The organism is Shewanella sp. SM87 (assembly GCF_025653705.1).
Lineage (GTDB): Bacteria > Pseudomonadota > Gammaproteobacteria > Enterobacterales > Shewanellaceae > Shewanella > Shewanella oncorhynchi.
In genome coordinates this window covers 107,702-124,122 of record NZ_JAKKSC010000001.1, presented here as the reverse complement: position 1 = coordinate 124,122, position 16,421 = coordinate 107,702, and the positions used below count along the sequence as shown (strand labels likewise).

The 16,421-nt window shown below is 45.7% G+C and carries 14 protein-coding genes; 1 reads left to right on the top strand and 13 read right to left on the bottom strand.

What is annotated here, in order from left to right; translation table 11 throughout:
* Positions 1-69 precede the first annotated feature (69 nt).
* From L5M11_RS00565 to panB, 6 genes are all read right to left on the bottom strand, one after another.
* Complete coding sequence (locus L5M11_RS00565) at positions 70-2,415, bottom strand: YjbH domain-containing protein (protein WP_263190996.1); 2,346 nt, start codon at positions 2,413-2,415, stop codon at positions 70-72.
* Positions 2,415-3,200 carry a capsule biosynthesis GfcC family protein gene (locus L5M11_RS00560; RefSeq protein WP_263166600.1) on the bottom strand — a complete coding sequence of 262 codons (786 nt, stop codon included), beginning with the start codon at positions 3,198-3,200 and terminating at the stop codon, positions 2,415-2,417. The genes L5M11_RS00565 and L5M11_RS00560 overlap by 1 nt, the downstream gene beginning before the upstream one ends.
* Positions 3,201-3,210: 10 nt before the next feature.
* Positions 3,211-3,921, bottom strand: a complete 711-nt coding sequence (locus L5M11_RS00555) for a YjbF family lipoprotein (RefSeq protein ID WP_263190993.1) — start codon at positions 3,919-3,921, stop codon at positions 3,211-3,213.
* Between the two features lie 148 nt (positions 3,922-4,069).
* The gene (locus tag L5M11_RS00550) at positions 4,070-4,309 is read right to left on the bottom strand and encodes a hypothetical protein (protein ID WP_105252028.1); all 240 of its coding nucleotides are present in this window, start codon (positions 4,307-4,309) and stop codon (positions 4,070-4,072) included.
* 194 nt (positions 4,310-4,503) lie between these two features.
* Positions 4,504-5,628, bottom strand: a complete 1,125-nt coding sequence (locus tag L5M11_RS00545; RefSeq protein ID WP_263190991.1) for a patatin-like phospholipase family protein — start codon at positions 5,626-5,628, stop codon at positions 4,504-4,506.
* A gap of 136 nt (positions 5,629-5,764) precedes the next feature.
* Positions 5,765-6,607: a 3-methyl-2-oxobutanoate hydroxymethyltransferase gene (gene panB, locus L5M11_RS00540; RefSeq protein ID WP_263190989.1), complete on the bottom strand. Its 843-nt coding sequence runs from the start codon at positions 6,605-6,607 to the stop codon at positions 5,765-5,767.
* Positions 6,608-6,775: 168 nt separating this feature from the next.
* Between panB and L5M11_RS00535 the strand changes: the two genes are divergently transcribed.
* Complete coding sequence (locus tag L5M11_RS00535) at positions 6,776-7,657, top strand: helix-turn-helix transcriptional regulator (protein ID WP_317629858.1); 882 nt, start codon at positions 6,776-6,778, stop codon at positions 7,655-7,657.
* A 140-nt stretch (positions 7,658-7,797) separates the two neighbouring features.
* Here the strand turns inward: L5M11_RS00535 and L5M11_RS00530 are convergent, their stop codons facing one another.
* From L5M11_RS00530 to L5M11_RS00500, 7 genes are all read right to left on the bottom strand, one after another.
* Complete coding sequence (locus L5M11_RS00530) at positions 7,798-9,513, bottom strand: proline--tRNA ligase (RefSeq protein WP_113940975.1); 1,716 nt, start codon at positions 9,511-9,513, stop codon at positions 7,798-7,800.
* Positions 9,514-9,574: 61 nt separating this feature from the next.
* Entirely contained in the window at positions 9,575-9,781 is a 207-nt protein-coding gene (locus L5M11_RS00525; RefSeq protein ID WP_263190985.1) for a hypothetical protein, read from the bottom strand.
* 15 nt (positions 9,782-9,796) lie between these two features.
* Positions 9,797-10,426: an acyltransferase gene (locus L5M11_RS00520; RefSeq protein WP_105252033.1), complete on the bottom strand. Its 630-nt coding sequence runs from the start codon at positions 10,424-10,426 to the stop codon at positions 9,797-9,799.
* The gene (gene tsaA / locus L5M11_RS00515) at positions 10,427-11,161 is read right to left on the bottom strand and encodes a tRNA (N6-threonylcarbamoyladenosine(37)-N6)-methyltransferase TrmO (RefSeq protein WP_263190983.1); all 735 of its coding nucleotides are present in this window, start codon (positions 11,159-11,161) and stop codon (positions 10,427-10,429) included.
* 207 nt (positions 11,162-11,368) lie between these two features.
* Positions 11,369-11,749, bottom strand: a complete 381-nt coding sequence (gene rcsF, locus L5M11_RS00510; RefSeq protein WP_113940978.1) for an Rcs stress response system protein RcsF — start codon at positions 11,747-11,749, stop codon at positions 11,369-11,371.
* Positions 11,750-11,827: 78 nt separating this feature from the next.
* Positions 11,828-13,174: an amidohydrolase family protein gene (locus tag L5M11_RS00505; RefSeq protein WP_263190982.1), complete on the bottom strand. Its 1,347-nt coding sequence runs from the start codon at positions 13,172-13,174 to the stop codon at positions 11,828-11,830.
* Entirely contained in the window at positions 13,174-16,263 is a 3,090-nt protein-coding gene (locus L5M11_RS00500) for an amidohydrolase family protein (protein WP_263190981.1), read from the bottom strand. The genes L5M11_RS00505 and L5M11_RS00500 overlap by 1 nt, the downstream gene beginning before the upstream one ends.
* Positions 16,264-16,421: the final 158 nt, after the last annotated feature.

Sequence of the window (16,421 nt, the reverse complement as noted above, 5' to 3'; positions counted from 1 at the left end):
AGTCCTAATGGCAGAAAACAAAACGGGCAAGAATTATCTTGCCCGTTTTGAGGTTTTACTGCGTACTAATTATTTAATGGGGTCAACACTGGGTCTGGTATACCAAGGCGCACGTGCATCAGTTACATCGAACAAGTTGTACTTACGGCCAAGCATTTGACCGCCGTCGCGGGTCAACGGCATCCATGATAGGAAAGCACGACTATGGGTAGACTTAACCGTCATTAGATCGAATGGGATTGAAATATAGAATCCCTTGGTAAAGCTTCCCTCACCGTATTCATCTGCCGATAGATTAGTTTTAGTCGCAAATGCGCCGACGATAACACCACTATCAAACTGTTTAGAGAAATCAACCGTCACGCCTTTATCTTCGGTGAGATATTGTCCAGCACTGACTCTGAGTAAGGTATTAGGAAACCACTCAGGTTGGTAATAAGCCGTTGCATGTCCAGTCACTACGCCAGTCTGAACTCGATAGGCACGATTGGTCAGCGGGTCAAATTGATTTTCATCCTTAAAGAACCCAAACATGCTATCGGGATCTCGCTGTTTAGCATAGTTAATATCGAACCCAAAGGCCCACTGACTATTAAGTGGGCGATATAGAAACTCAGTACCAACACCGCCATACATCATCTCTAAATAGCCACCATAGGCTTGATAGGAAATATTATCGCTAAGATTGTCCATCCAAGTGAGTTGCAGGTTATTAACTCTCACTGGGTTATCGTGAACATATTGACGGATTAAGGTTCTTACGCGTTTTAAGTCGGTGCCGTCTGGTGGCACGTCATATAAAAACTTATCGTAGTTATCGTATAAATTAAGGTAGAGAGAACCGCCAAATTCGAAGTTATCGGTAAATCGATAGTTGGCACTACCTGTAACACCGATATTAAACATGTAGAAGCTTTCTGAACCACCGAAGGATTGCACCATAGTCGGTGAAATATCAAAGCCAAGCTTGTCTAACCAATTTTTGTCTGAGTTTGTGACTAGTTGGCCTTGAGGTAATGAAGGGACACTGACTTGACTTGCGTCTGCTATCTTCGCATTCAGATAGCCAAAACTTGCTACTTGCGCAAATTTTTCCGCATTAATACGAGTTTCGGTAATTGGCTGGCTATAGTGAGTTTCAATCAAGCGATACTCTTTGATTCGAGTTAGATCGCTACTGTTGGCGAGTATGGTTGCCGCCCTTTGATGGGCTTCATTTCTATCTCGAAACTTAGTTTGCTCACCAACGACAGTGATGCTGTCAGAGTCAAGGTAAATTTTAGGATTGTTATAGCCCGCAATGGATTGTAGATCCTGTGCTACTTTCGACCAGTTAATTGCTGTTTCTAACATGCCCTCTTGTGGCTGTATTAAATGAACGTCAGCGATTTCTTTTGTGGTATCTAAGGTGGCGCTGGCTATTGCAGGCGTTTGTTCAGAAGAATTAACACTATCTAATGGCGTATTGGTTGTTTGCACATGTGTTAACGGTGCCGCAGGAATTGGCTTATATTTCGCTGCAGCAGGATCGCGTTTAATCTGTGTTAACTCATTAAAATTCGTTTGTAGGCTAAAACCAAGCGTCCAAGTGTTTCCGCGCTCATAGCTTAAGTGCAGATCTCCCCAGTCTCCGAACCGATATAATAGGCCATAGTTAAATTTGCTGTCCTGTGGCATAGCAATACCGCCGCGAACAACTGGAAAGTCGGATTGGTAGTCGTTACCATCGTATTCGACTTTGACGCGTAGTGGGTCCCAAGGCGTTTGATATTCGACACCGCCGAAGAGGGCCGCACAACCTTTAAACCAACGTTGATAATCAACTGTGCCACCTTTACCACCATAGGACGTATCTCGATCGCAGTTATAGTTGAGATCTTTTTTATCCGATGTCAGGTTGCCGCTATTACCGATATATCCCCAGCCAATACCTAAGGTGAAATCTAACGGCCCAACTCGTTTAGTCGCCGCAATAAACTCAGCATCGAATAATCCGGTGCCACCAAAGTCGCGGACACCAATCGAGGTTTCTGGTAGCCAGTTGCTTTCTTCAAGTAGACGGACTTTAAAGTCTATGCCCTTATCCGTGTATTTTGTGTTTCCACTAAAACTGGGGTCGCTACTATAGAGTAAGTCTTGTACTTGGGTATAACGAACTGTGGTTTCAAACCAAGGGAAAAGTTGTACAGAGGCCGTAAAGTGTTGGTATTCGTCGTTATAGCTAGTGGCAAAATTAAACTCGCCTTCAGGTGCCATACGCCCCGTTGGCATCTGCATTAAACCAACACCGCCAAAATCTGATTGCGAGGCTAAGAGTGTGGGATAGCTAAATTCATCGGCAGTCGCATGTAATAGTGGCAAAAGTGCCAAAGATAGTGCGGATAGACGACCTAAAGAATGGAGAGAGTTTTTCATTACAGAGCCCGATTCCTGAGTAATTCAATCATGTTTTCATTCAAACTCGTGTCGTCACCAAAGCCGCTTGAAAACTCAACGTAAAGTGTTGCCCCAGGTGCAATATCCTGAGTCTGATGGTTCCAATAGGCGATAGGTTGTTTTATTGCCTGTCCATCGGGTTGAATTATCCATATAAAACTAGTTTCAGCATTATCGAGTATGCCTGCTTGCTTGAGGTAATCTTTGCTACTTAGTTGATTCTGCCATGTAAAACTCCCCGTTTGAGCCACTGCACCAAGTACCGTGACGGTTGTTGGACGAGGCGGTAAAACTAATAGAAAACGACCATTAATCAGCGCATTATACGAATCATTAATTCGAATAACATCAACATCCAGTGGTTGTATTACACGTTGTCCAAGTTTTAAGTTGCGAATGAATTGTGCAAGTTTAGCTAGCTTGGCGATGTAAGCACTGTCGTCTTTAGCTTCGCCCATTTTGGATAGCAGGGTTAAGACTTGCTGGCGTTTAGTCTCTAATACGGCGGTATTCTCAATATCGAGTAATGCTGCACCTAACCAATAAATAGGCACGACTTCATTTTGATTGGTCTTATTATATTTTGGAAGTTGGACTAATCCATCTTGCACTATTTGCTCAATACGCACTGCTGCAGGATAGTTCAGTTGAACCTGAGCATCTTGATTTATTGATGTGCTGATGAATAGCTGAGTTTCAGCCTGAACAGTTGTCGTTAATACCGAACTAAGTACAAGTGCCAATGGCGCTATGTAATATCTCATAATGGTTCCACTAGGATGCAAATGGCTTAAGTAAAGTGATATCAATAAAAGGTAGATTTGGTGCTATCTTCTGGCGACTTTTAATGACGTGTCCATTATCTGGCTTTAACCAAAATTCATTTTGATACTGGATATTCAGGCCTTCCACTGATACTAGCTCACTGTAATGCAGTGCTTGAGTTGGCGTATCGTTGATGAGTATCTCTTCCTCGGCAATAAAAGCAAACTGCGACTTAATCTTATATCCATAGTGGTATCTTGGCTGCCAATCAATAGTTCGAGTCCAAGTTTTAGGAGTACTGCTTAAATGCAAGCCCAAGAGAATAGGATCGGGTTCAGAGCTTTCTATTGCGGCTAAATTGCCAGTAAGTAGACTTTGAGTTTTTACTAAACGTCCGTTCACCGTCACTAACATAGCGTTATCCGCGGAGAGCCATTTTAGCTCAATTACTTTCGGTACGGGTCTGACTGGGGTGAGAGTTTGTTTCGGTTCCGCAAAGGCTAAAACAACAAATGCTTGGGGGGTGTCATCAATCTTGACATAAATGCTGGCATAGGGATTAGCTTTCACTTGCTCGGTTGTGAGCTTAACATCGCTATCTCCAACGAAAGCCAATTTCATCGTATCGTTGAGGGCGCTAATTCGTTGACTACAGCCAGAAATTCCCATTAATGCAATGGAGGCTGTGAGTAGTGATAGTAGTTTTTTATTTATACGCATCCGAGTTGCTTATTCTCAATAGTCATAAATATCAAATGTAGAGAGAGGTGAGATTTATTTCAAGAAATGGAGTAATTCTCACGTTTCTCTAGAGAAACAAAAAAAACAACCGCCAGTAGGCGGTTGTTTGATAGCTATATCAGACTGATTAGTTGCCAGTACCAGTGGTAGTGTTAGTACCTGTACTCGTGATTGGGTTGCCATCAGAGCTGTTAGAGATTGCAACAGCACCGGCAATTGCAGCACCAGCAGCAACAGAACCAGCAACGATTAAACCAGTGCTGTTAGCTGCAGCGTTAGCGCCTGCTGCTTTGCCTTCAACTGCATTTGCAGCCATAGAGCTGAATGCTGTCATTGCAACGATAAGTGCTAGTGAAGTTTTTTTCATCGTGATTCCCTTTTTGAAAAAATGTGCATGATTTTTTGATAATCTAGTACAGCATAGTAAGCGATGCAAACAAAATTATCAATGTTAAATCCATCTTCTTGCTCATGCGAAAGTTTGAATTTCGGCACTAATATTCAAGCTATATCTATCCATTTTGCATGATTTTTAGTGAAGAAACTGATTAAGTCGTTAGCTTATTTTAAACAAAAGAAATCTTTAAGTTCATCGATATTTTCCATGGCATCTTTATAGCCTAAGTCGATTAAAGCGCTGGTATATGTTTTTTCGAAGAGTAGGTAGGACACAATACTTGAGTCTGATTGCCTGTCTATACCAATGAAGCCGAGTAAGGTTTTAACGGCCCATGGCATGTCGTCATAGAAGCGGGCAGCAATTTTGCTGAGATCTTCGCTAGGTTTGATGACTAGGGCTTTAATTGGATGCAAGGCGAGTTTGTTACGGCTTGACTCAGGGATCAGGCTTAAAGTGTTATTGATCCTTTCTAGTCTCTCAAGGTCGCTATTTAAGGTATCTGAAAAGATGGTATCGAGCAGATGACCTGCTATGGTCGCTGTTTTTGGGTGATATTCTAGTTCCATAGGAAAGTGCTTGTGCGGGCTCTCTAAGTTAATGACTAAGAGTTTTTCGGCGCCTAAATGAATAGGGCTTGAGAGCGGTGCTAGCTGATGGACTGAACCATCACCATAATAGGCTTGGTTGAGTTTAATGGATGGAAATACCATAGGGATTGCCGAACTGGCGAGTAGGTGCTCGGTATTGAGCATGATACGTTCGCCACTGCGACGGGCACGGGTCCAGTTTTCGATTTCTTTCGCGGCTTGAAAAAAGGTCACTGAGCGAGAGTTATTATAACAAGAGGCATCCACACTCAGCGCCGTCAGTGAGCCATTACGGATATTGCGGTCGATACGTTTAAAGTCGATGAGCTCATTGAGTAAGCCTCTTAGCGGATCATTATCGAGCAGACTGCCTGCATCGGTATTGACCTTATCATCTTGCATGCCTTTGAGGGCCATTTTCGTTAGATGGCTGAGAACGCCTGTGATCGAAGCTTGGTAGACTTTTCTAGTTTCAAAGTGACGCCAAACCCATTCGAGTTTTCTGACACCAAGGTGAAAGCAAGAGGCATGGGTAGCGATAGCGGTGCCATTGATGGCACCCGCAGAGGTTCCGCAAATAATTTTAAAGGGAATACCATGATTGCGTGGATAAAGCTGGACCAGTGCTTTTAGCACGCCGACTTGGTAGGCGGCCCTAGCGCCGCCACCGCCTAAGACTAATGCAGTTGATGTTGGCAATCTTCAGACTCAATTTATTGTTTTAATAGTTTTATTAAAGCAACGCCCCCCTATAAAAAGCAAGTCGGTAGACTCAATTAGTTGTAAATTTCGATTTATCGTTTATTCGATTGTTGGAACATTTCGCTTTAGACAATTACTCCGCAGTAACCTTGGTCGTTTTGCTGAGGCCAAAGCAATGCTCCGATGTTGGAAACTCACCCATTCTCACTTCTTGGGCATATTGGGCGCAGGCCTTAGTGATCAATGGTCCTAAGTCGATATAGCGTTTAGCAAATTTAGGCGTGTAGTCAGAAAATAAGCCTAAGATATCCTCAGTCACGAGCACTTGACCATCGCAGGCGGGTGAGGCACCAATGCCTATGACTGGGATTGAGACTCCTGCCGTCACTGTGCGCGCCGCGAGCTCGGATGTGCCTTCAATCAGTATGCTAAAAGCGCCTGCTTGCTCAAAGTCTTTCGCTAAACTAACGAGGGCTTCGATGGCGGCAGCATCCCTTGCTTGGGTTTTAAATCCACCCAATTGATTCACGTGTTGCGGCATTAATCCTATGTGTGGCATTACAGGGATCCCTCGCTGGGTTAAAAAACGAGTGGTGTCGAGCATCTCTGCGCCACCCTCGAGTTTTACCGCCTGCGCGCCTGTGCGTATTAATACTTGGCTGGCATGTTTGAAGGCTTGCTGAGGCGATTCTTGATAACTCCCAAAGGGCATATCGATAATAACGCAGGCATGTGCTGCGCCGCGAGTGACAGCAAGACCATGATTAATCATCATTTCTAAGGTGACCCCGAGTGTAGAGTCTTGCCCATAAACCACCATGCCGACGGAGTCGCCGACGATAATCATATCCACATGGGGATCGATAATTTCTGCCATCGGCTTTTCATAGGCGGTTAGAGCAACTATGGGGGTTTTACCTTTCATTTTTTTTAATGTAACGGGCGTTACGCGATTTTTATCCATGTGGATACTCATGTCATCTCCAATTTATTCAGTCTGATATGACATGTTAGCGTTTGCAGCTTTGGCTTTAGCTCGATAGATTGACTTAATGTCTAGATATAAAGACACTTCTTTGCATAAAGGTACTTCTAAACAAAGAGGCTCGATAATATGAAAAGAAGCTTCGATATAAAAATCACCTTGGGCGATAACACCTTGAATCAAGTCACTGACACTCATTTATCCCAGCAGCATATTACTCAGTACACGCAGGTTGCACCTTCACGTTTAGCCGCCGCAGGGCTAAGTGCCTCCATCATGTTGCTTAAGCGAACACTCAAGCCGTTTGAACATGTGCAGCGCCATAGTCATTCTTGGGGACAGGTCATTTATGCCAGTCAAGGTGTGTTGAGTGTGATCACGCCTGCTGGGCGTTACATTGTGCCGCCGGAGCAAGCGGTGTGGGTGCCTCCCTTTGTCGATCATGAGGTTATCGCGCTAGGTCAGGTGCAATTGAGTAGTCTGTATTTGGATGAAACCCGGATAGGCGGGTTTCCACCCGACAGTACTTGTTTGAGTGTGAAGCCTGTTTTGCAGTTATTACTGCAAGAGGCTAATGCCTTAGTGAAGAGTGAGGCCGGGCTAATTGATCCCGATTTTAAGGATAGCGTCATGCGGCTCTTGCTGGTGATCCGTGACTTTATGGTACTCGCCCCTAAGGTCGCCTTGGATTTACCTTATCCTAGGGATAAAAAATTACTGCGCATTACCGAGGCTTTGCTTGCCGATCCAAGTGAGCAACGTACTTTGGTGGATTGGCAGCGGGAGGTCGGTGCCTCGGCCCGCACGTTAGCGAGATTATTTAAACAGCAAACAGGGCTGAGTTATAGCCAATGGTTGCAAAGGCTTAGATTGCAGGTGGCAATTCAAATGCTCAGCCGAGGTGAATCTGTGCTCACTACAGCGTTATCCTTAGGTTATGCCTCGGGTTCAGCCTTTGGTTATATGTTTAGGCAGTTGATGGGCGTCGCTCCGAGTCAGTACCTGTTAGCGCAAAATACCTTGCCCAAAATACAGCGGTAAACAGCCGCATATAAAAAGTCATGTTGCGAGCCAATGTGAACGATGAAGGTCAATAAAAAGTCCAATAAAAAACGCACTTAAGCTGGGCTCAAGTGCGTTTCGTTTTTGATCTTCAGCTTGTCTACATTTCGCGTTGAGGCTTAGCCTTTGACTGCGTTTTTCAGGAAGTCGAGCAGTTGATCGAATGGAATATCTTGTTTTTCACCTGTGCGGCGGTTTTTATATTCAAATACGCCAGCATCGATATTGCGATCGCCAATCACCACTGTATGTGGGATACCAATCAGTTCCATATCGGCGAACATCACGCCTGGACGCTCTTTACGATCATCCAATAACACTTCGATACCCGCTTCGTTTAAGTCTTTGTATAACTGCTCGGCGATATCGGTGACGCGGTGCGATTTGTGCATGTTCATTGGCAGAATGCCCACGCTAAATGGTGCAATCGCTTCTGGCCAAATGATGCCACGGTCATCGAAGTTTTGTTCGATGGCTGCTGCCACAATACGGCTCACGCCGACACCGTAACAACCCATCAGTAGCACCTGTGACTTGCCATTTTCGTCAAGTACAGTCGCGTTCATCGATTTAGAATAGTTAGTGCCCAGTTGGAAAATATGGCCCACTTCGATACCGCGTGCCATAGCATAAGTGCCTGAACCATCAGGTGTTGGCTCGCCTTCGACTACGTTACGGATGTCGGCAACTTGCGCTGTCGGCAGATCGCGTTCCCAGTTGATACCAAAATAGTGTTGGTCATCAACGTTAGCACCGGCGGCAAAATCGCTCATGACGCTAACGCTGTGATCGATAACGATAGGGATTTTAAGACCGATAGGGCCAAGTGAACCAGGACCTGCGCCAATGGCGTCACGGATCAGCGCTTCTGGCGCCATTTCCAATGGTGATGCGACTAAGTCTAACTTGTCAGCCTTGACTTCGTTGAGTTCATGGTCGCCACGAACAATCAGTGCCACTAAAGGCGTTGCTTCTGTCGCACCCATTACGATTAAGGTTTTGACTGTTTTAGTGATATCCAAACCAAACTGCTCAACTAATTCTGCAATGGTCTTCGCATTTGGGGTATCGACTAAACGCAATGCTTCAGTGGCTGCGCCGCGTGGTTCAGTTGGCATAGGTGATTCGGCTTTCTCAATGTTAGCGGCATAATCGCTGCCCGTTGAGTAAGCAATTAAATCTTCACCGCTTTGTGCTAGAACATGGAACTCGTGTGACATGCTGCCACCGATTGAACCCGTATCAGCTAAAACTGGGCGGAAAGCTAAGCCCATGCGCGATAGAATGTTGCTATAGGCTGTGTACATAGCCTCATAGGTTTCATTCATGGTATCGACGTCAAGGTGGAAAGAGTAGGCATCTTTCATCAAGAATTCACGTGAGCGCATCATGCCAAAACGTGGGCGAACTTCGTCACGGAATTTGGTTTGAATTTGGTAAAGGTTCAGCGGTAATTGCTTGTATGAGCTGACTTCTTTACGAATGAGATCTGTGATCACTTCTTCGTGGGTTGGCCCCAATACGAAGTCGCGATTGTGACGATCTTTAAAGCGTAACAGCTCGGGACCAAATTTTTCCCAACGACCTGTTTCTACCCACAAGTCTGCCGGTTGCACCATAGGCATTAGAATTTCAATTGCACCGGCTTTGTTCATTTCTTCACGAACAATGGCTTCGACTTTACGCAATACGCGTAAGCCCGTGGGGAGGTAGCTGTAAAGGCCCGACGCATTACGACGGATCATGCCCGCACGTAACATTAATTGATGACTAATGACTTCTGCGTTGGCAGGAGTTTCTTTCTGTGTTGATAGCAGGTACTTGCTGACGCGCATTACCGATGTCCAAATTTGAGTTGAATGGTCGCCATTTTATCACCTGCTTTGGTGATGTCACCTAGGGATTTAGGTTAAATTCAACTAGCTGGGAGATAAATAGCATTTTTTGATGCTGGATAACGGATAACGGATAACGGATAACGGATAACGGATAACGGATAACGGATAACGGATAACGGATAACGGATAACGGATAACGGATAACGGATAACGCAAGGAAGAGCGCTGCGCTGTTAGAGAGTGACTTCGTCACTGCTAGTATCAAGATAATCCTTACTGCTTACTTATCCCGTCTATCACCAATCACTTTGGCGGGGTTGCCTGCCACTATCGCCCAGTCGGGCACATCTTTCGTTACTATGCTGCCCATACCCACCACAGCGTGATCACCAATGGTCACACCATCGACTATGCCTGCCTGAGCGCCAATCCACACATCTTTGCCAATAACAATGCCTTTGGAGTTGGCAGCTTGTTGATATATGGGGGTATCTGGCGCCATGCCATGGTTAAAGGCGTAAAGGGTGACATTATTGGCGATGCGGGTTTGATTGCCTATCTGAATCCCGACTCTGCCGCCATCGAAGGAGCAACCATGATTAATCGCCACTTCGTCCCCTAGCGTGATAGGCCCATGCAAAAAACACTCGGCGGCGATCATGCAGCGATTACCTATGCGGATATCACGATTGGGTTCGGCAAATAACTGAGCTTCGGGGGCGATAAAACAGTGCTCGCCGATAGTTACCGTTTCGAGGGCACAAAGTTTTGCTTGAATATCGTCTTGCCAAGGTTTGGCCCAGATTAAATGTTTCTCTTTTAAAGAAAAATACAGCCACGGCATCCAAGAGAGCCGCTTTTTATGCTGGCTTTGATAATCAGGTTTTGATGTAGGCGTTGGCGCGGACATTTAGCCACATTTCCCCGGTTTGAGTTCCAATACTAAGATGTATTCTTGGTCATTGTCATCGACCGCCATTTGCCAGAACACATCTAAATCATAGAGGGCGACTTGATATAACTTAGGATCGTCCTTGGCTTTTTTGTAGGCGGGACGTGGATCTTGGCCGAGCACTCCGCGAATAAGTACGGCTAAATCTGTGTAGGTTTCCTGCTCGGCGTAACGTTCAATCTGTGCCTTGGCATGGTCAGAATACACCACTGAAATCAGTTTAGGCGCGTCTTGGGCAATGCCGCCTACAGCATCGGTAATCGAATCTGAGAAAGGAATGTATGGCTTAATATCAATTATCGGTGTGCCATCGAGCAGATCCATACCGGAAATTTCGAGGCACACTTTGCCCTTGCGCTGCACTACACCGTGCAATTTCACTACAGACTGACCTATACCATTGGGGCGAAAAGTGGAGCGAGTTGCGAACACGCCAAGTTTTTCATTGCCGCCTAAACGCGGCGGCCGCACTGTGGTTTTCCAACCTTGGGCAAGATTCTCATGGAAACAAAACAGTAACCAGAGATGTGAATATTGCTCTATGCCACGCACCGCATCAATATGATTCACATGGGGCTCGAGTTCGACATAACCACGCGCTTCAACAAGTCCGGGTTGTCTTGGAATGCCAAATTTTTGTTTATAGGGCGTGCGGCATGTTGCCACTGCGATAATTTGGTTGGTAAATATCATGCAAAAAATTACCTAAAGGGTAAGTATAACAACCGCCTAAGTTCATCATTCTAAGCTCATCATTAAGGCCCATCTTTGAGCGCTAATTATGCAGCGTAGGTCATGAAACGATTAGTCATTAAGCGTTAGCCATTAAGCGGTTGATAGGGGCAATCTTAGAACACTATAGGATCACGCCACGAGCAGTATGCTTAATATGCGTGAGGCTTACTCTGTTGTAGCCGTTTTTACTGCTTGACCAACGCATAATGCACGGCTGATACAACCTTGGGCAGCTTCTTCAAATATGACACATTGCTTGATGATAATGCCGTTAGCCCCTTTATCTGCCGCATTGCGACGGGCTTCGGTTCTGGCATCGGCAAGTGACGCAGGCGCACCGTTAGCATCGGCCTGACAGGACTCACCTTCGACCAATCCTTTTAATTCATAATGACCTTTCGGCAAGGTATCACCTTCATAAAGGATGACATCGGATGCCTTGAAATAGTCATTAATCGCCTCACTGTCCAAATTACTGTTAAAACTGTAGTCGCTTGCACAGGCACTGAGCAGGAGCACTAATGCACTTGAGAGGATAATTTTCATGGTTTGACCTGAGGTTGAGGAGAAAACTGCGCAGCCTTGGTAGGCTGCGCCTATGCGATATTATTATCTGAGTAAATTCTACCGCTTAAGGTACTTTTGATAAAGCTGCTGATGGCGATTATTCAGATCTATCTGCCGTCCTTCAATCCAGATTGCCTCAATTTTATTGGTCATAGGGTCGAGAATGTCCCCCTCTGACAGCACGACACTGCCTTGGTATCCCACCGCTATCGCACCTAAATCATCGACACCTAACAGTTTTGCGGCATCTAAGGTGATGGACTTAAGTGCTTGTTCAGGTGTTAAACCATAGGCGGCGCTGTAACCTGCGGCGTAGGGGAGGTTACGGCTATTCCAGTCCGATGAGAACCCAAGGGCGAAGGGAATACCTGCATTGGCGAGTAAAGATGGGATCTTAAAGGGTAAATCGACTGGCTCATCTTTACGTTTAGGCAGACTCAAGGTATGAGGGTAAATGACTCCAGCCTTAACTTCCCTTAGGCTTGAGTCCAAACGCCATGCATCGTATCCGCCGACAATTACCAGTTTGAATTGGTATTTTTTCGTCAAGGCAATCACTTGCTCAATTTGGCCAACACTGTCGGCATGGGCAAACAGTGTCGCTTTGCCTTGGTATAGCGGCAGCATAGCCTGCCAGCGCAGGTTGTTGGTCGCAGACTGTGGATCTTCATCCTGGTTTTTGTCTTTGCCGTTAGCCTTATCACTTAAGAAATAGCGATAGCCATCTTCAAAGGCGATATTGAGCTTGTCGATCGCCTGCTGATTTTTCTCGATGGCCTTGGCTTTCTCTTTTTCATCTTCTGGCATGCGTTTGATTTGCGGCCAGTAGACATGGAACTGTCCAGCACTTGGTGTCATCGCATCTTCAATCGTCCATGCATCGAGATCCACCAGTATCGATTGTCCAGCTAACCCATCACCGCTCGGAACGATTTGTGCGTGGGTAATGCCGTTGTAACGTATGGTCGGGATGAGCTCCGAATCCGCATTGTAAGCTGTGGCCGTGCTGATCTGCGGATTGATATAACCCACCTCAGCGTTATCAACCGTTGGGCGGCTCATTTCAATTTCGACTAAGCCTAAGCTGGTGTCTAGGGCGATTAAGCCCGGATACAAGTGTTTACCGCTGGCATCGACGATTTGAGTGTCACTGGTTTCTGCGGTTGCACTGTTGGTTTGGCTGGTGAGTTTAGGCCCAACGGCCGTGATCTTGCCATTTTCAATCAAGACGTCTGTGTTGCTGAGCACGCCTTGATTGACTGTGTGCACTGTGGCGTTTTTTATCAGTACGCTGCGGCTTTGTTTAGGCGTAGGTACGATATCATTGGCCATAACTGGGGCCTGCGTGGTGCAAATTGCGCCGAGTAGCGCCACAAACAAAACGGTTTTAGATAAATGTTGCATTATTTGGCTCCCTCATGAGCGTGGCCCCATGCTTGATAGTGGGTGTCGCAGTGCCACTGTGGCTCGTTGAGTGGCGTGACTTTTTCACCCGCTTTAGTTTGGTCATCACTGCTGAGAATTTTTTGGATAAGTGCGGCGCGCTCGTTGACTACAGCGAGCTGGGCAACTTGGTCTTGGTCGCGGTCAAAATAGCGTTTTCCTTCAACCCATGCCTGCGTCACTTTGGCGTAAATAGACAGCGGCTCTGCGTTCCAGAGTACGATATCGGCCATTTTCCCTGGAGTAAGTGAACCCACAAATTCATCGACTCTTAATTGCTTGGCCGGATTAATAGTGACCATGTTCCAAGCATCTTCCTTCGACATATTGCAATACATCATAGACTTAGCCGCTTCTTGGTTGAGTCTGCGCTGCATTTCATAGTCGTCTGAGTTTATGCTGGTGGTCACACCTTTGTTTTGCATCAAACACGCATTTTGTGGAATCGCGTCGTACACCTCAAACTTATAGGCCCACCAATCGGCAAACGTCGAAGCGCCAGCGCCATGGACGGCCAGTTCACTCGCCACTTTGTAACCTTCGAGCACATGGGTAAAGGTTTGCACTTTAAAGTGATAAGCCTCGGCTAAGCGGATAAACATCAGGATTTCTGACTGCACATAGGAATGAATATGTACGTCGCGTTGCTGGTTTAATACTTCGGCGACCGCCTGCAGACGATAACTTGGGCGCGGGGCGACGGTTTTCTTTTTATCGCTGGAGCGCAGATTATCATAGGTTTTTAACGCCTTTTCATAGGCGATAGCAGCGTCGAAGGTTTCTTCAAATAAGGCTTTTACTCCCATGCGAGTCTGAGGGAAGCGCTGAACAAATTTTTCGCCCCAGTTACTCTGTTTGACGTTTTCACCTAAAGCAAATTTGATACTGGCGGGCGCGTTAACAAATTTGAGTTGTTCGGCTGGCTCGCCCCATTTCATTTTGATCAGTTGTGATTGGCCACCGATAGGGTTGGCGCTACCGTGGAGTAATTGCGCGCTGGTGACGCCGCCCGCTAAGGCGCGATAGATTGAAATATCGTCGGGATTAATAATATCGCCAATGCGTACTTCAGAGGTAACTGCGTCTGTTCCTTCGTTAGTACCGCCATTAATGGCGATATGCGAGTGTTCATCGACTATGCCAGCGGTGAGGTGTTTACCTGTTGCATCGAGGACTTGATAACCTGATGGCGTACTTAATTGTTGGCCAATTTTTTCGATGCGGCCATTGGCCATCAAGAGATCAGCATGTTCGAGAATACCTTGTTTATCTGATGTCCACAGGGTGGCATTCTTGATGTGCAGCTTCTCAACATTAGGGGCTTCTCTCAGTCCGTAAGCGACGTTAGGGAAGGTGAGGTGACTCAGTAGGCTCGTGTTGGCTTCATTCTTGGGAGCATTATTGCTTGTTTGGTCTGCTTTTTTGAGCTTTGCAGTTTGAGTTAAAGCGACACCGGCAACATTTGTAGTGCGACTTTTTGCATCGACCATACGACCTTGAATGCCGTCATCGGCCATCCACAGCGTAAAGCGGCTAAGGCCGTTAATGCCTGCGGCGCTCAAATTGGCAGTAAAGCTCAATCTCCCGTTATCATCTAACTTAAGTTGAGTGAGTGAGATACTTTGTTCGCCACTGCTTAAATTGCCTTGGATGTTGGGTTTATCACTTTTACTTTCATCATGTAGCGATAAATCTAGTGTGAGGTTATTGAGGCTTAATTGGTAATCTCCCAGTAATCGTGCTTGGGGAAGTGAGCGCAGACTTTGCTCCTGACCTTGCAACCAAACACTGTAGATCTGGCCATCTTTAAAGATATTGCCTTTAGTTATAACAAAGTCAGCCATATAACCGGGCGCGAGTTTACCGGTAAAGTCGGCGGTGCCTGTCATCTCTGCGGCTTGGGTGGTGAGTGCCGCGAGAGCGTTTTCTTCACTTAAACCTTGGGCGATGGCTTGGCGTAGGCGCGGCCAGAAGGCATCGGTCTTAATCCCAAACTGCGTTAACGCAAAGGGGATACCCGCGTTAGCTACCGCTGCAGGGTTGGTTGGTGCACGTTCCCACTGTCTTAAATCCGCCAGTGATACTTCACGATCAGCGTCATCTGTCCCGACATCGGGTGCCTGCGGATAGTTTAAAGGCAAGATCAACGGATAGTTCAGCGCCTTTAACTCATTGATGCGTGAGTATTCTTGACCATTACCAAGTAGGTTGGCTGGCAGTTTATGTTCTTTAAGTAAATGGGCTGCACGTAATTGGTCGTTGAGATTTTTGGTTTCAAAGATAATTTGCTTATCGGCTAAATTATCTAAACGCTCAAAGGCGATATTAAATTCGACTTGATTGTTTATTGCGCCATTGGCAGGTTTGTTTTTATTTTGGTTATACCAATTTGCATCGGCAAAGGTTTGCCTAATAAGTGCAATGCTGCCCATTAATGATGAGGGATAATCTTGTTCAGACGAACCTTTATCGAATGCCATAAAAGGTTGACTGCGGGCGCGATAAATCACTTCATTAGCCGTTTTGTCCGCTAATGAAAGGCTGACACCCGTCCCACGGAAGATACCGTCGAGTTTGCTACTTTGCACACTGGTGAAACCATTATTAATCCACTCTTTTGCGCGTTCTTTATTGGGGTAAACGTAATTAAACCATTCTTTTTCAGAATGAATTGCACCATTTTCCGCATTACCACCGATACGCTTTATATCATAGACGGGGTGAGTGAGCTTAAGTTTGGGATATTCGAACTCAATCCCATAATCAGTAAAAGGATCGATAAATCCGGGATAAATTGTATAACCACTCAAATCGATTCTAAATGCGCCAGCGGGAATGTCGTTGTGCTCAATAATGGCTTTAATTCGATTATTTTCAATTAATAAAGTGGCATCGCTTAAACGCTTTCCCGGTGCAATAATTAATTCAGCATGGGTAAATGCAGTGAGTTTACTGGATGTTGTTCCAGTATTGAGCTGGGCAAATGTTGTTTGTGATACTAAGCTAGCGATTATGCTGCAGCTTATCATTATCTTATTGTTTATCTGCATTATTTTATTCAATCGAGTGAGGGTGAACAAAGAGTAACTGAAAGCAGATGTAAATACTAAGGCTGAATTGTAACGTAATTTGAGTGGGAGTGAGGTGCGGAATTAACGGCTGTCGTTTAAGTTTGAGATGATTGATGGATATAAAAAAGCTCGCAACT

Bases quoted from the DNA above. Each gene is read 5' to 3' on its own strand.
- L5M11_RS00550 (WP_105252028.1), bottom strand. From the start codon at position 4,309: ATGAAAAAAACTTCACTAGCACTTATCGTTGCAATGACAGCATTCAGC.
- L5M11_RS00530 (WP_113940975.1), bottom strand. From the start codon at position 9,513: ATGCGCGTCAGCAAGTACCTGCTATCAACACAGAAAGAAACTCCTGCC.
- L5M11_RS00500 (WP_263190981.1), bottom strand. From the start codon at position 16,263: ATGCAGATAAACAATAAGATAATGATAAGCTGCAGCATAATCGCTAGC.
- tsaA (WP_263190983.1), bottom strand. From the start codon at position 11,161: ATGATATTTACCAACCAAATTATCGCAGTGGCAACATGCCGCACGCCC.
- L5M11_RS00520 (WP_105252033.1), bottom strand. From the start codon at position 10,426: ATGTCCGCGCCAACGCCTACATCAAAACCTGATTATCAAAGCCAGCAT.
- rcsF (WP_113940978.1), bottom strand. From the start codon at position 11,749: ATGAAAATTATCCTCTCAAGTGCATTAGTGCTCCTGCTCAGTGCCTGT.
- panB (WP_263190989.1), bottom strand. From the start codon at position 6,607: ATGAGTATCCACATGGATAAAAATCGCGTAACGCCCGTTACATTAAAA.
- L5M11_RS00565 (WP_263190996.1), bottom strand. From the start codon at position 2,415: ATGAAAAACTCTCTCCATTCTTTAGGTCGTCTATCCGCACTATCTTTG.
- L5M11_RS00505 (WP_263190982.1), bottom strand. From the start codon at position 13,174: ATGCAACATTTATCTAAAACCGTTTTGTTTGTGGCGCTACTCGGCGCA.
- L5M11_RS00560 (WP_263166600.1), bottom strand. From the start codon at position 3,200: ATGAGATATTACATAGCGCCATTGGCACTTGTACTTAGTTCGGTATTA.
- L5M11_RS00555 (WP_263190993.1), bottom strand. From the start codon at position 3,921: ATGCGTATAAATAAAAAACTACTATCACTACTCACAGCCTCCATTGCA.